At 65.3% G+C, this 15,042-nt stretch carries 7 protein-coding genes; all 7 read right to left on the bottom strand.

Annotation, left to right across the window (positions count from 1 at the left end; translation table 11 throughout):
• Positions 1–4: 4 nt before the first annotated feature.
• Positions 5–1,618, bottom strand: coding sequence for a GH35 family beta-galactosidase (locus ACQGNJ_RS05975; protein WP_426688323.1), 1,614 nt, complete (start codon positions 1,616–1,618; stop codon positions 5–7).
• A 13-nt stretch (positions 1,619–1,631) separates the two neighbouring features.
• Positions 1,632–3,578 carry a sialate O-acetylesterase gene (locus tag ACQGNJ_RS05970; protein WP_426688322.1) on the bottom strand — a complete coding sequence of 649 codons (1,947 nt, stop codon included), beginning with the start codon at positions 3,576–3,578 and terminating at the stop codon, positions 1,632–1,634.
• Complete coding sequence (locus tag ACQGNJ_RS05965; RefSeq protein WP_426688321.1) at positions 3,575–5,869, bottom strand: WD40/YVTN/BNR-like repeat-containing protein; 2,295 nt, start codon at positions 5,867–5,869, stop codon at positions 3,575–3,577. The genes ACQGNJ_RS05970 and ACQGNJ_RS05965 overlap by 4 nt, the downstream gene beginning before the upstream one ends.
• 517 nt (positions 5,870–6,386) lie before the next feature.
• Positions 6,387–8,072 carry a glycoside hydrolase family 43 protein gene (locus ACQGNJ_RS05960; RefSeq protein ID WP_426688395.1) on the bottom strand — a complete coding sequence of 562 codons (1,686 nt, stop codon included), beginning with the start codon at positions 8,070–8,072 and terminating at the stop codon, positions 6,387–6,389.
• A gap of 277 nt (positions 8,073–8,349) precedes the next feature.
• Positions 8,350–11,265, bottom strand: coding sequence for a TonB-dependent receptor (locus ACQGNJ_RS05955; protein WP_426688394.1), 2,916 nt, complete (start codon positions 11,263–11,265; stop codon positions 8,350–8,352).
• Positions 11,266–11,913: 648 nt separating this feature from the next.
• On the bottom strand, positions 11,914–13,536 hold the full coding sequence (locus ACQGNJ_RS05950; RefSeq protein WP_426688320.1) for a family 43 glycosylhydrolase: 1,623 nt from the start codon (positions 13,534–13,536) through the stop codon (positions 11,914–11,916).
• 5 nt (positions 13,537–13,541) lie between these two features.
• The gene (locus ACQGNJ_RS05945; protein WP_426688319.1) at positions 13,542–14,960 is read right to left on the bottom strand and encodes a sugar porter family MFS transporter; all 1,419 of its coding nucleotides are present in this window, start codon (positions 14,958–14,960) and stop codon (positions 13,542–13,544) included.
• Between the last annotated feature and the right edge of the window lie 82 nt (positions 14,961–15,042).

Below are 15,042 nucleotides of genomic sequence, written 5' to 3'. Positions count from 1 at the left end.
TCCCCTAGTACGTTGCCAGCTTGACCCGCAATACCTGCGGCTGGCCGGTGAAGTTGAGTCCGTAGTCGGTCTGGTCGCCGTTCCACACGCGCAGGAACTGCCATTGGCCATGGGCGTCGTAATGGCCTTCCTCCACCCGCTCGAACAGGAAGTGCTCGCCGTCGTGACCCTTCGGCGGCATGAAGTTGACCCGCGCGTGGTAGCCGGTGACCAGGTATTCGTTCTTGCCAAGCTGGGCGATCAATACACCGCCCAGCCTGTTCGGATTGCCCTTGGGCGGTTCCATGCCGAACGGCGGCTGGCCGTAACCGACGTGCACGCGCCAGTCACCCAGGTCCAGCGTCGCTTCGTGCGTGTCGTCCGGCTCGGAAACACCCCACAGCTTGCCCTCGAAGCTCAGTCCGGCGAGCAGGCTTTGCATCGGTGCGATCAGCGCGTAGTTGGCGGCGAACGGCTGGATCGTATCCGCGTCGATCGCCCGCGCACCCAAGGGCCAGTTCGAATACCCGGTGTAATCCATGCCGAACGGCGAGAAGCCGATCGCCTGGTGGCCCAGCGCAGCGAACACGTAGCGCGCATAGGCAGTGTCGTTGCCGGTCTCGCCCACCAGTAGCGGGTTGTCGGAACGGCTGTAGCGCTGCAGCACCGCGCTGTATTTGGCGTCTTCGCGCATGTAGATGTCCGGCGCCAGCAGGTCCAGCGACGGCGCCGCCGCGCGCCAGATGTCGAGCACGTTGTCGGTGGGGCCGCCGCTCGAATAGCTGCCGGGCGGGCCGGGTGCGAGCGGATCGCGCAGGGCCGCGTTTGCGTACATCGGCAGGTCGTAGACGGCCTTGCCGGCGGCAGCGACCTGATCGATGTAGTGCGCAATCGCCCAGGCAAAGGAATACTCGGCCGCATCCTTGCCAAACACCTGCGCCCACGTGCCGGCCGATTTTCCGGTCTTGCGCAACACCGCCGCCGGCACCGGCGACTGCAGCAAACTGTCGCCCGCGGCGGAGTAGTCGCGGTCGGTGCCGTAGGTGCCCGACTCGTTTTCCACCTGCATCATGATCACGGTGTGGCGCTCGCCATCGAGCTGACGCAGGTGCGTCATCAGCGCCACGAACGCAGCGCGGTCGGCGGCCAGCGTATTGGCGCCGAACGGCGACAGCGAATTGAGCGAGCTGCCGTCCTTTTTCAGCACGCGCGGGTAGCGCCGGTTGTCCAGCTTGACCCAGGCCGGGGCATAGTTCGGGCCGTTGTTCTTCCAGCTGGCGAACCACAGCAGCACCAGTCGCACGTGGTGCTCGCGCGCCTGACTCACCAGCGTATCCAGGAAGCTGAAATCGAACTTGCCTTCGACCGGCTCGATCTGCTCCCACGCGATCGGCACCTGCACGGTGTTGGCGTGGATCGCCTCGATCGCCGGCCACACCTGCGGCAGCATCGCCGGCCACGCGCTGGAATTGTTCACCTGGGCGCCGAGGATGAGGTAGGGCTTGCCGTCCACCAGCAGCGCGTGACGGCCGTGCGCACTGACGATCTTCGGTAGCGGCGTGGTGGCATGGGCGAGGCCGTTGCCGGCGAGGACGATGGCAAACAGCGCGGACAGCAGGCGGCGGAACAAGGAGGTCATCGGCATGTCCTGGTCACCAGGTATCGGTACGGAACGGCGACGCGGGCAGGCCGGCGGCGTTGAGCAGATTGGCGTCGGCGGGGTTTTCGCTCCAGCCGTAGCGCACCGCGACGGGTGCGTCGACGTCGGCCGCCTGCACCACCACGTCATCGCCGTCGATGCGCGCCCGGGCCGGGTGGAAGTGCCGGTCGGCGCCGGCGATGGTGAAGCCCGCCAGCGCCTCGCCGCGTACCCGCAGCGCACTGCCGGCCGTGACGAAGTGCAGCCGGATCGCATGGCCCTCGACCGTCATCGCGCGGTACAGCGGACCGCTGTACACCAGCGACTCGCCATAGATCACCTGGCGCGCGGCCAGCGCCAGCCGGTGGCCAACGGCCTGCTTGTTGGTGGGATGGATCGTGTCCGGGTCGCCCACGTCGATGGTCACCGCCTGCGCCGTGTGCGGCAGCGCCAGCGCGGCGGACTGCGACTCGCGCAGCATCGCCCAGCCACTGGTGGTGGCGGTGTCGGTGCCCTGCCTGAAGTTGGCCAGTTGCACCCACAGGAACGGCAGGTCCGGCTGCTGGAAATCGTGCCGCCACTGGCGAATCAGCGCCTTGAACTGGTCGCGATAGACGAAGGCGTCCGCGTCGGCCGCATTGGCCTCGCCCTGGTACCAGAGCACCCCGCGGATCGCCAGCGGCAACAGCGGGTGGATCATCTTGTTGTAGAGCAAGGTGGGGATCTGGTTCCTGTTTTCGACAGGAACCAGGCGCACGGCCTCGGGACGGAACAGCCAGGGCCCGGCGAAAGCCCGGCGCCGGCCGCCATCCGGCCGGATCGCCAGGTCTGACGGTTCGCCATACACGCCGCCACCGGCGCCCAGGTCGTCGACCCGGATCGCCAGCGTGTTGCGCCCCGCGTGCAATGCCGACGCGGGCACGCGGTAATGCCGCGGGCGATTCCAGCCATCGTCGATGTGCCCGACCAAACGGCCGTTGACCCAGGTGACGTCGGAGTCGTCGATCATGCCCAGCTCCAGCGTCACGCCCTTCGCCGCCTCGGCGGCACTGAGCTGGAAGTGAGTGCGATACCAGGCCACGCCGTCCATGCCTTCGTAGCCGGCGGACTCCCACAGCGATGGCACCGCGATCGGCACCCAGCCGTGTTCGTCGAGATCGGCGGCGGCATAGCGCGCCTGGCCCGATGGGGCCGCGGTGACGCCCAGCACCGATGGCCAGCGCGCAAGCACCTGCCGGGTCGCTGCCAGCAGCTTCGCCTGCGCGCCGTCTTCGCGGTGGATGCGCGCTTCGATCGCCTCTGGCGCCACCCCAGCGGTGGTGGCGTCCATCCACGGCTCGATCCGGCTGCCACCCCAGTTGTCGTTGATGATGCCGATCGGCACGTGCTGGTCGGCGCGGATCTCGCGGGCGAAGAAATACGCCACCGCCGAGAACTGGCCCGCCGTCGCCGGCGAGGCGGCCACCCAATGACTGGCCGGCAGGTGCTCGACCGGCCGCACGCTCCAGCTGTCGGGAATCTTGATCTGGCGGATCGCGCCATCAGTGGCGTGTGCAATCGCGGCGGCGGCATTGCCTGCCTTGTACAACTCGAACTCCATGTTCGACTGGCCGGAGGCGAGATACACATCGCCGACCAGCAGGTCGTGCGACACCGTCTCGTCCTTGCCGCTGCGCACGCTCAGTTCGAACGGACCGCCGGCCGCGTGGGCAGGCAGCACCACCGACCAGCGACCTTCGGCATCGGCGGTGACAGCCGTCTTGCTGTGGTCGAACTGCACCTGCAAGTGTGCGGCCGGTGCGCTCCAGCCCCATATGCGCATCGGCTGGTCACGTTGCACGACGGCACCGTCGCCGAACACCTGCGGGAGTTCGATGCGTGCCTGCGCAGCCAGTGGCGCCGCGAGCAACGCCGCGACGAGGAAACAGACGAGGGATGAAACCTTGCGGACGCGACTCATGGCGTTTCCTTCGGTAGGGAAGCCTTGCTGGCAGCGGCCCCGGACACGGCCAGATCGCCGTAAAAAACGCCGCGACCGCGACCGGCGAAGTACACCCGGCCGAACACCCGCGGGTCGCCGGTGACGTGGGAGATGCCGCCGTACTGGTGTGCATCGTCGTTGATGCGCAGCCAGCGGTGGCCACCGTCGATGGAAAGGAACAGGCCACTCTGGCCGCCCAGCTTGCCGGCGAGGAACAGGGTCGGACCGGGCAGGTCGGGCGCCGCCTTGCCGAAGCCCAGCGAATCGGCGGCCTGGATCACGCCGCTCTTCCACTGCACGTGACCCTCGTCGTTGCCGCGGATCAGGCCATCGAAACTGCTGGCCAGAAACAATCCGCCAGCCTGCCCCGGCACGGCATGCAACTGCACCGTGTTCGGGCCATACCAGGGTTGGTGCGATTTCTTCGCGATGCGGCCGAGCGCGCCACCGATCGGCTTGAACTGCTGGCCGCCGTCGTGGCTGACCAACAGGCCGCCGCCTGCCAGGTCCTGCGCATAGAAGCGCTGCGGATCGACCCGGTCGGCCAGCACCCGAACCACCCTGGGCACGCCGCTGGCAGCAAGCCAGTGCTTGCCCCAGTCGCGAGTGAGGTAGGCGGTACCCGCGTCCAGCGGAGACCACAACACGGTGTTGCCGTCGGCAGCGATGGCGATGCTGCCACCACCCTGCCCGCCCGGTTCGCTGGCGAACGCCTGCCACGTTTGCGCACCATCCAGCGAATAGGCAGCGCGCACTGCCTGGCCCGCGCCGCGAATGATTCCGCTGCGCACGACGCGCAGCGGAGCCAGCGCCGCGACGTCGATGCTTTCCGCGTTCGCATAACGCGGTGGCGCGGTGAACTGCAGCGGTGCGACGTCGAGATCGTCATGGCGGAAGCCATCGAGGTCGCCGAGCGCGCTGAGCAGATGCGCGCCCGCGGACGGACTGGCCAGGCCCAGCGCAACGGTTTCCTCCAGGCCGCTGTCCTGGAACCACCAGTCCACGGTGCCGCCATGATCGAACGCGCGCATGTTGCGCGAGGCCCACACGCCGTAGCCGGTGACGAACAGCACGTGATCCGGATCGAACGGGTCGATCGCGATGTCGCTCATCCAGTGTGGATGGGCGTCGCGCGTCCACGGCGCATTCGCGTGGTCGAACGATGAGCGCGGGAATACCGCGGCCCAGTGCCGGCCGCCATCGGTGCTGCGGTAAATCTCGTCGTAGGGCGTGTAATGGCAGAACGTGGTGGCCATCAGGAGGTTCGGGTCGTTCGCGTCGACGGCGACATCGCCCCAGCCGAAGCCGCTCGGCGTGCCGTTGCGCGGGATCGGCGTGATGTCGGTCCAGCGCCCATCGGTCGGGCTGAACTTCCACACGGCGCCATCGTGCATCTGGTCCGGCCCTGGCTCGTCGCCGTAGGTCAGGTAGTAGTTGCCATCGGCGCCGCGCGTCATGTGGTTCGGACGCAGGCCGATCGGCTGACCGGGCACCGCGCTCCAGTGCGCGCCGCCATCGGTCGAACGGAACAGGCTGGTCGCGCGCGTGGAAACGCCGGCATAAAGGACCTGCGTCGGCCGACCCTTTGCGCCACTGGCCGGATCGAATACCACGAACACGATGCCGATCGGCTGTCGCCGCCAGCTGTTGCTCGCCGTGGCGCCCGGCGACGTCGCCACCGCCGGAAAGCTGGCCACCTGCGACCAGTGCGCGGCGTGATCGGCGCTGCGCCACAGCCCCGCGGTGCGCGAGCCGAGAAACAGGATGCCGCCATCGTGCGGATCCACCGCCAACCGCTCGCCATTGCCGCGGCCCAGCTCGTTGCCGCCGAGCGGGAACGGCAGGTCGAATCGCTCGAACTTCCTGCCGCGATCATGCGAGCGAAGGATCGCGGCATGACCCGCCTGCGGCACGGTGTAGGTGCCCGCCGCGAGATACAGCCAGTCGGGGTCGGCAGGATCAAGCGCCAGGCTGTCGATGCCCATCAGGTTGTGATCGTTCGCGCTGATCCAGTCGGTCAGCGGCACCCAGTGCGCGGCGGCGGCGTCCCAGCGGTAGGCGCCGCCGACGTCGGTGCGGGCGTAGTAGAGACCCTTCTCCGTCGGATGAAACACCAGCCCGCTGACGTAACCGCCACCACCGATGCGCACGTTGTGCCAGGCGTAGGAAACGTTCTGCGCAGCGGCTGGCACTGATGCAAACAGGCAGAGCAGCAGCAGGCCGCGGGAAACCCGGCGGAGAATGGCGGTCGGGCCTGGCAGGCGCATCATTTCGTCAGCGCCATGAGTGCGCATGCATGTTCTGACGAGCAGTTGCCGAACCAGTCTTCACTTGACTCCCCTCCAACGACTTTTTGCTGACCTCAGCGCTTCCGCACGACGCTCCGCTCGCCAGCGACGGCCTGGGTGACTACCGCGCGCCCGGGATGGCTTGCCCATGCGCGCGCCCTGCCTTGTCCTGAAATGCGCCACGCGATCTGAACGATGCAAGCTGCATGCTCCGGTTGCAGGCGCGCAGATGCAATTACGAAATCAGCCAGATTGCCTGACGTTTCTTCTTTTGCGCCTGCCGCAACAGGCTGCCGTTTGCGCCCCTCGGACGTCCGCCACTGGCTGCACGTTCCACCGGGTCAACCTGTCTTGTTTGCGACCCCCATCGCGGGTGTCCCCGGGCACGACATCAACGGATGTGTCCGGCAATTCACCACGCTCGCGATCTGGCCTGCGCGCAGGCCGAAGGCCAACAAATGAGCAACGTGGCTCCGATGCGGCTCATCGGCGGCATGGCTCAATGACCCCGGGTCTTCTGCAAGCCGGCGCTGCCCGTTGCTTGCAGACAGGCGTAGGGACCAAACGTGGCGCCGGTGAAACCACCCGCCCTTGCGGCGCTGAGCAGGCTGGCATCCAGCCCGCGCTGCAGGACGTGCCAGCTGCCTGCGTTGACGGCGTAGAAGACATCCAGGCGTGGACCATCCACCTTGAAACGGATGGAGACAGCGATGGTCTTGCCGGGCAAGTCGACATGGCTGAGCGCTACACCCGCAAGCGGGTCGCGCTGGCTCGCGCGCCTGTACAACTCCAGCACGTCGCCCGACTCGTGGCGGACGATGCCCGCCGCATAGTAGTGGGTTTCGTTTTGCAACACGGCGAGTCCCGCCTGTTCGCCGAGCTTCATCCCGCGCACGTCGAAGCGGGCATCGATCGTGGCCCGGTGATGCTGCAGCCGATGCGCGACATAGGCAGGCTGGGCGGAGGTGTCGTCGCCCAACGGCACCGCCGACGGCTGGATGCGAAGGCCTTCACTGCCGGTGGCATACCAGGACGTGCGTGGGGGGTGCAGCGTCATCCACTGCATCGGCAAGCTCGGCGCACGGAAGCGCTCGGTCCAATGGAAAGGCCCGCTCATCGGCACCGCTTGGGCTGCGCGCGGCAAGTCGGGTCGCTGTTCCACCAGGGGAACCGACTTGCCATGCGGCAGGATCACCGGCCAGCCATCGCGCCATGTCACCGGCAGCAGAAAGGTCTCGCGACCCAGGTTGTACTGGTTACCGCGATACGGTCTCGTTCCCAGGAATACCGCCCACCAGGTGCCGTCCCGCAACTCGACCAGCTGCGCGCGCCCCGTCGACGTCACCGGATGCGGCCGGTCGGGTGCGAGGTCGCGCTGGGTCAGGATCGGATTGCCATCCCCCGGCACGTAAGGACCGGTGACCTTGCGGCTGCGATAAATCGTCTCGGCATGCTGCTCGCCGGTGCCACCCTCGGCGGTGCTCAGGTAGTAGTAGCCGCCATGCCGAAACAGATGCGGGCCCTCGACATATTGCGGTTGGATGGCAGGATTCACGCCGCCATCCACCAGCACCTTGCGCGGCCCGATCATCTTCATCGAGGCCAGGTCGAATTGCTGGATCCAGATCGCGCGATGCCCTTCGTAGCGAAGCTTGCCTTCAGGCATGCCGTTGTTCACCACCCACGCGGTGCCGTCCTGGTCGAAGAACAGCGAAGGATCGATCCCTTCGAATCCCAGCCAGGCGGGCTTCGACCACGGCCCGGCGGGATGCTTCGCGGTGACGAGGTAATTGCCCTTGTCGCAATAGAAGCAGGTGTTCGTGATGTAGAACGTGTCGCCGTGGTGGCTGATCGAGGCGGCGAACAGGCCACCGGTCAATTCGCCGTGGCCGTAATCGATCTGGTCGGGGCGGTCGATCGCGTTGCCGAGCTGCGTCCAGTCGACCAGGTCCCGACTGTGAAAGACGGGAAGCCCGGGAAAGTAGCCGAACGTCGAGTTGACCAGGTAGAAATCATCACCGACCCGGATGACGGATGGATCGGGGTAGAAGCCCGTCAATACCGGATTGCGGTATTGCATGGACGAGGGCACGGCGCCGCCATCGTCGCCCCGGTAGCTGATTTCCTTCACCACGACGGATGCGGCAGCCACCTGGCACACCAGCGCGCAGATCACGCCAAGCATGAATCGCTTCATTGCGCTTCCCTCTTGCGTGCCGGGTGAACCGTCGGAACATGCGACGGTTCATGCTCTGCCCGCACTCTTCCATCAGGATCATTTGAGAATGGCGCCGATGTTTCCCGACATGCCGCAGAACGCTTTCTCGCCCTTGCCGCCATCCCGGCCTACGCGCTGAGCATGCCGGACCGCGGCGAGTTCTTTCTGGCGCTCAACAAGGCACCCAACGCCGGATGCCTTGCCCCATGCCGGAACCCCCATCGACGGCTCAGGCACTGCACGATCAGAACGCCACGCGCAGCGTCAGCGCATAACGGGTGTCGTTCACGTACCAAGAAGTGATGTGCTTGCCCGATGCATTCTGGTACATGATCGTGCGCTGTTCGGCCTTGTTGAGGTTGTTCATCTCCAGGCCAAGCTTCACGTGCTCGTTGAACGAGTAGAAGAGCGAACCGTCAAGTTGTCCGTAGGCATCGGCGAATACCGGCAGCTTCCACGGAATGTTGTTGTCGGTACCGTTGTAGCCATTCGGGCCGATCGACAGCAGATACTGGCTGCGCCAGTTGTAGGCCAGCCGGATTTGCCACGGACCGTGCTCGTAGAAGCCGGCGACATTGAGGGAATCCCTCGACAGGCCATCCGCGGGGAGGCTGCCGTAGCCGGAGCCGTCCGTATCCACCGGCACCGCCGTCGTGTCGTTCGGTACATGGGTCCTGCTCCGGACGTAGGTGTAGTTGGCCGACATGCCGAAGCCCTTGATCGGCAGGAAATCGAAGAACTGATTCCAGCCGATTTCCGCGCCATCGATCGTCGCCTTGCCTATGTTCACCGGGCGGGTGATCAGATACTGATAGTTGTTGCCGTCGGTACCTGGATACGTCACGAACTGCGACTCATTGCGGAAATAGTCGCTCAGCCCCTTGTGGAACAGGTTGACCCAGGCCATGCCGCCGCGGTCCTGATCGAAATACCACTCCAGCGACAGATCGAACTGGTTGGCCTTCATCGGCGTCAGGTACGGATTGCTGGTCGACGTGCCAGTCAGGGTCAGCTTGTCGATCGGCAGGGTGGTGGTGCCGGGCGGCGGCGTATAGCCTGACAGCACGGCGGCATTGAGAATCTGATAGGCCTGCATCTGGCTGAAGTCCGGCCGCGCAACCGCCTTGGAAAAGGCAAAACGCGCGATCACGTTCGGAACGAATTCCCACTTCACGTTCAAGCTGGGCAGGATATCGGTGTACTCGTTGCGGGCGTTGATGGGCGAGGACTGGCCCGTGCCCAGATAGGGAGCAAGCGCCTGGTTGGGATACACCAGGAAGCCTTGGGCGGCATTCGTGGTCCTCACCGCCCGCAGTCCGACGTTGCCGCTCAGATTGGCATCGTCCACCCCGAAGTCGAGCATGCCGTACGCCGCGTAGGTCTTTTCGTGCTGAACATTGGTGTGTGCGGCATCGAGTAGCGTGGGCCGGTACGGGACGCCATAGCCGCCGCCGATGTAATACGGAATGGCGGCGTCGTGGATGTCCGCGTAGCTGCCCGGGTAGCCCAGCGCGGTCGACGGTACCGGTGCATAGAACGCACCTGGTACCCCGGCGCCGCCCCGGTAGAAGTTCTTGAACGTATCCAGATGCACCAGGCTGCTATTGACCGTGCCGTTCAAGTCCAGGCCGGGCATGGCACCGCCGGGTATTGCCCAATATTGCATCCAGGTCTGGAACACGGGCATCCAGTTGTAGCCGGTATCGATGTTGTTGGCATAGCGGTTGGTCAGACGAACGCCTGCCTTCACCCCCTGCACGAACCCGTCGGCAAAGCTGTGTTCAATGTCGGCGCGCCAGGCCAGTTCTTTCGCATAGTTCTGATCCTGGTGATCCATGGTGAACCCCCAGTAATAATTGGCCGGGTTCCCGGTGAAATCGGAATCGACGCCGATGTGCGGCGGCTTGGTGCCGTTCAGGCCGACGTCGATGTAGGGCACATTGGTGCCCAGGGACACCGTGGAATCCAGACTGTTGGTGGTGGCCCTGACGAACTGCAACGAACTGGTGACTTCGGTACTCGTACCCAGCCGCCACTTCATTCCGGTGGAGAAGTCCGTGGTCCTGGAGTGGCTATTGGATGCGCGGATGTCGGTGCCCATCGGCATGCCGCCGCTCTGCGTGAGGCGACCTGACTGGAACACGCCGCCATTGATCTGGCTCGGCTGGCTGGCGTCCACCGTCACCTGCGTCGGATCGTTGCTCACGAAGATCGCATCTTCGTTCCAGACTTCGTGGTACCTGCTCTGGAACGCGGTGGCGTAAAAGTCGAGATTGTTGCTGGGACGCCACTGGAAAGCCAGGTAGGCACCATCGCGCTTGCGATCGTAAAGCAAGGTGCGCCAGTCGGCACCGCGCGGCAACCAGATGCCGCTTGCGTTCTTGAAGAACGGACGGACGAACAGGCCATCAGTGCGCGTGGCAAGGCGGGAATCGGCAAGATCGACGAGGAAGCCCATTTCGCCGATGCTGGTGTCCCAGCGATTGCTGTAGAGCACCGAGGCGGACGGCTTGTACTTCTTGACGAAGTCGCCATAGTTCTCGCTGACTGAAGCGGCGATCTTCTGGCCCTGGAAGTCGAAGGGCATGAAGGTGCGCAGGTTCACCGTGCCGCCCAGGCCGCCCTCGATCATCTCGGCCGTCTGGTTCTTGTAGACGTCGACGCCGGACATCAATTCCGACGGCACGTCCTGGAAGCTGAGGGCGCGTCCGCCGTTGGCGGAGAAACTGTCGCGGCCATTCAATTCGGAGCGCACCTGCGTAAGGCCGCGCACCTGCACGCCATTGCCTTCGGCAGAGAAGTGTTCCGGATCGCCCTGGGAGAGAAAATGGTCAATGGTGACGCCGGGAATGCGCGACAGGGTTTCAGTGACGCTGCGGTCCGGCAGCGCGCCGATGTCCGTGGCGGATACCGAATCAACGAAGGTGTCGGCGTCGCGTTTGACGTCCTGCGCCTTCTCGACAGATGCGCGGATGCCGGTCACCTCGACCGCGCCGAGTTGGGTCACGTCCTTTTTCTTGTCCGGCTTGACCTTCTTGTCGGCAGCCTTCGGCTGGCCGGCCTGGGCCACGCCGCCACTGCCGACGTCCGCAGCCGGAACTGGCTGCGCCCACGCCTGGGCCGGCAGATAGAGCATCGCCATGCTCAACGCGATGGCCATCGAAAGACCTGTGCGCAGCGGATGCGCGGACGCCTGTTGCCGAACCTTGTTGCCGGATCGCTCGTTCACCTGTTGCCCCTCCCGATGATGGTTCGCTGACCGCGGGACCTTCACTGCGGGCCAGCGCATCGACGATGGCTCCCGCTGCAACGGCATTCCCCGGTTGACTCTGGCGGACGCACCACCCGTTTCTTTGAGGAAACACGCCATGTGGTCTCGGCGGTGCGTTACGCGTTGCATGCTGCGGTGGCGGGTGCGGAGGCGCAATTACGAAATTGTCCAGCGCGACTCACGATTCTTCTTTTGCGTTTGCCGCAAAACAGCGGCGATACCCGTCGTTTCGCGCGCCGGTTCGAACCGCTGCGACGAGTCAACGCGATTCCGTCAGGGGCGCGCGAGCCGGCTGGCCGGCGCGTCGACGGGTGGCCATCACGCGGCGACAAGGGAGAATTCGTGGCTACGTGGCTGTCGCCGTGATCAGCTGCGCAGCGCGCGGCGCAACCGCCGCCGATCGACCGTGAATGCGGCAAGCGCTGCCAACCTGTTGTGCTGCATGCCAGCAAAAATGGGGTATCGATACCGGAAAGCGGCTGCCGGGCCGGGTCGCCAGCGGCCTGACCTCGCTCATCGACAGCCGCTGCCGTGCGCTCAGCCCGGATCGATCGCACGGTAGGTGAAGTCGCGCAGCACAATGCTGCCCCTGTTCGCGCTGTAGATGCCGATCCTCAGGCTGAGGAACTCCCCGAACACATTGTGGTGGATGCCGGAAACTTCCATGCGAAGCCCGTGAAGGGTCCAGCTTCTGCCGCCGTCGTGCGAATAGTGAAATGTGATCACGTTGCGGTCATTGGTCATGCGCAGGCGCACGCTGGAAGTTGACACCGGCGAACGCATCCACGACAGCTCCGCGGCATACTCGAACGTCTTCAGCGCGGACGGCGAAAATCCAATGCCGACGAACGCCTTCGGGTTGTAGAACAACAGCAGGCCACCTTCGGCATCACCGACAAGGTCCAGGGTGACTTCCGCGACATAGGCGCGATCGCCAGGTATGCAGACCAGTGGCGAGCTGTCCGCGGGCGAGGTTCCACTGGCCGCCAGGTGCAGCGCGCCGGCCTCATGACGCACCCGTTGCATGCCGGTCGAGCCGGGATCGTGAAGGCTCCACTGCACACCGAACTTGTTGCTGGAGAAGTCATCCGAAAGTGCCAGCCCCGACGGGCTGCTGGCGCCGCCGCGCGGTTTCGGCAAAGGCCGCGAAAGGTCACCACCGGTGGCCTTGAACCAGCCACCGGCGGTCCATGCCATCGGCTCCAGCAGGGTTTGCCGGCCCAGTGTGCGGAAGCCGTTTTCGTAGCCGTGATACACCATCCACCAATCACCGCCCGGCCCTTCGACCAGGCTGGCATGGCCGCGCGACCACCAAGGCTCGTCCACCGACGTCGTGCGCACCAGCGGGTTGTGCGGGCAGTTCTCCCACGGGCCATGCACCGACCGCGATCGCGCCGCAATCACCATGTGGCTGGTGGGTGGACCGGCGGTGCCGCCGACGGCACTGATCAGATGGAACCAGCCGCCGTGGCGAAGCAGTTTCGGGCCCTCGGGCGCAAAATCCTCCACTACCCAGTCCTGCGGATAGTGCCAGGGGGTATAGGCATGTTCGAGCGTGCCGTCGATGGCCAGGCCGTCGTCGGTGAGCCGGATCATGCGAATGCCGTTGACGAACAGATAGCGCCTGCCGTCCTCGCCCACGACATGGCCCGGATCGATGCAGCCGGCGATCTTCAGGTCGATCGGGTCGCTCCATGGGCCTGCCATGTGCTCGGCCCAGATCACGTGGATCGACCAGTCGCCGCCGTCGGCCGCTGCAGGGATGTAGATGAAATATCTGCCCCGGCATTTGCACAGGTCCACCGCAAAGACATTGCCCAGCGGCTTGTTCAATGCCGCCGTCAACGGCGTCCAGTTGAGCAGATCGGTGGAATGCCAGATGACCAGGCCGGGACACGCCTGGAAGGGCGTGAATGTCATGTAGTAATCGTTGCCATCCTTGAGGATGGTCGGGTCCGGGTGGTCGCCGGCAACGACGGGATTCAGATAGGTGCCATCACCAAGGTCGGCGCGCCGCTGCCCCTCGATTCCGGGCCGCCAGCCAGCCGCCGCGCCGTGGCCGGCGCCGCACGCGACGGCAGCAGCTGCCTTGAGCGATAACGGTGCGGCCGCCGCACCCACCAGCAGCATCTTGAAAACATCACGACGGGATGCCTCCATGTTTGTCAGCCCTGCATCTGTTCAAGTTCCTTGCCGTTGGTCTCGCTGACATACCTGATCACGAAGACCACCGACAGCAGCGCGGCGAAGGCGTAGATACCATAGGCGGCAGCCAGGCCGATGCCGGCAAGCAGGATCGGGAAGGTGATCGTGATGGCGAAGTTCGCCATCCATTGCGCCGCACCGGCGGCGGCGAGCGCGGAGCCACGGATCTGGTTGGGAAACATCTCGCCCAGCATCACCCACATCACCGGGCCCCAGGAAACATTGAAGAACACCACGTAGGCATTCGCAGCCACCAGCGCGAGCACCCCCATCGGCCCGGACAAGGCCAACTGGCCGCCGGCTCCGGTGCCGGCTGTGGCGAACGCAGCGGCGACCACCGCCAGGGTCACCGTCATGCCGGCCGAGCCGATCCACAGCAACGGCTTGCGCCCGATCCGATCGATCAGCAGCAATGCCACCACACAGGCGCCGATGCTCAAGCCACCGGACAGCACGTTGATCAGCAACGCATCGCTCTCGGAAAAACCCACCGCCTGCCACAGCACGGCGCCGTAATAGAACACCACGTTGATGCCGACCAGTTGCTGGAACGTGGCCAGACCGATGCCGACCCAGACGATCGGCCGGATCCGGTGGCGAGCCTGATCGAACAGGTCGCGCAGTCGCGGGCGGTGATCCGCTGCCAGCGAGCCCTGGATGTCGGTCAAGGTGAGCCGCGCGGTGGCGTCACCGTAGAGGCGAGCCAATACCTGCAGCGCCTGTTCCTTGCGACCCCTGGCCACCAGATAGCGCGGGCTCTCGGGGATACCCGCCAGCGCCAGCAGGAACAGCACGGCCGGGATCATCTCGATCCAGAACATCCAGCGCCAGGCTTCGAAACCCCACCACAGCAGCTTGACTGATGACCCGGCGATGCCCGCCAGTGCATAGTTGCTGAGGAAGGCCGCAAACAGGCCGGAGATGATCGCGATCTGCTGCACCGTGGCCAGCCGCCCGCGATAACGCGCCGGCGACACTTCGCTGATGTAGGCCGGCGACATCACGCTGGCGGCGCCCACCGCCAGGCCACCGATGATCCGGTAGATCACGAAGGCGGTGGAGGTGCCGGCGATGCCCGAGCCCCAGCCGGAAAGGATGAAACACCCGGCCGCGAGGATCAGCACGCTGCGGCGGCCATAGATGTCGGCCATGCGTCCGGCAAAGAACGCACCCACGGCGCAACCCAGCAGCATCGAGGCGACGTTGAAACCGGTGCCGAACGAATCTGCGTGAAAGGCCTTCTGCAGGCCCTCGACGGTGCCGTTGATGACACCACTGTCGAAACCGAACAGGAAGCCGCCGATCGTGGCGACCAGACTGATCAGCACGATGAGTCCGGTGTTTTCGCTGCTCTTCTGCGTCGCGACTGCAACATTCATGACGTTTCCCCTTTGACCGGATTCCTGCGCGGCAGGCCACGGATGGTCGGTAGTGACAGGTTGCCCAAAGGGCACATTCGGC

Source organism: Rhodanobacter ginsengiterrae, assembly GCF_050026815.1.
In the GTDB taxonomy this organism is placed as follows: Bacteria; Pseudomonadota; Gammaproteobacteria; order Xanthomonadales; family Rhodanobacteraceae; genus Rhodanobacter; species Rhodanobacter ginsengiterrae.
Note: the sequence above shows the minus strand (reverse complement) of the source record. Positions and strands in the feature narration are given on the sequence as shown.

Coding starts and splice junctions, on each gene's coding strand:
- ACQGNJ_RS05975 (WP_426688323.1), bottom strand. CDS start 1,618: ATGACCTCCTTGTTCCGCCGCCTGCTGTCCGCGCTGTTTGCCATCGTC.
- ACQGNJ_RS05970 (WP_426688322.1), bottom strand. CDS start 3,578: ATGAGTCGCGTCCGCAAGGTTTCATCCCTCGTCTGTTTCCTCGTCGCG.
- ACQGNJ_RS05965 (WP_426688321.1), bottom strand. CDS start 5,869: ATGATGCGCCTGCCAGGCCCGACCGCCATTCTCCGCCGGGTTTCCCGC.
- ACQGNJ_RS05960 (WP_426688395.1), bottom strand. CDS start 8,072: ATGCTTGGCGTGATCTGCGCGCTGGTGTGCCAGGTGGCTGCCGCATCC.
- ACQGNJ_RS05955 (WP_426688394.1), bottom strand. CDS start 11,265: ATGGCCATCGCGTTGAGCATGGCGATGCTCTATCTGCCGGCCCAGGCG.
- ACQGNJ_RS05950 (WP_426688320.1), bottom strand. CDS start 13,536: ATGGAGGCATCCCGTCGTGATGTTTTCAAGATGCTGCTGGTGGGTGCG.
- ACQGNJ_RS05945 (WP_426688319.1), bottom strand. CDS start 14,960: ATGAATGTTGCAGTCGCGACGCAGAAGAGCAGCGAAAACACCGGACTC.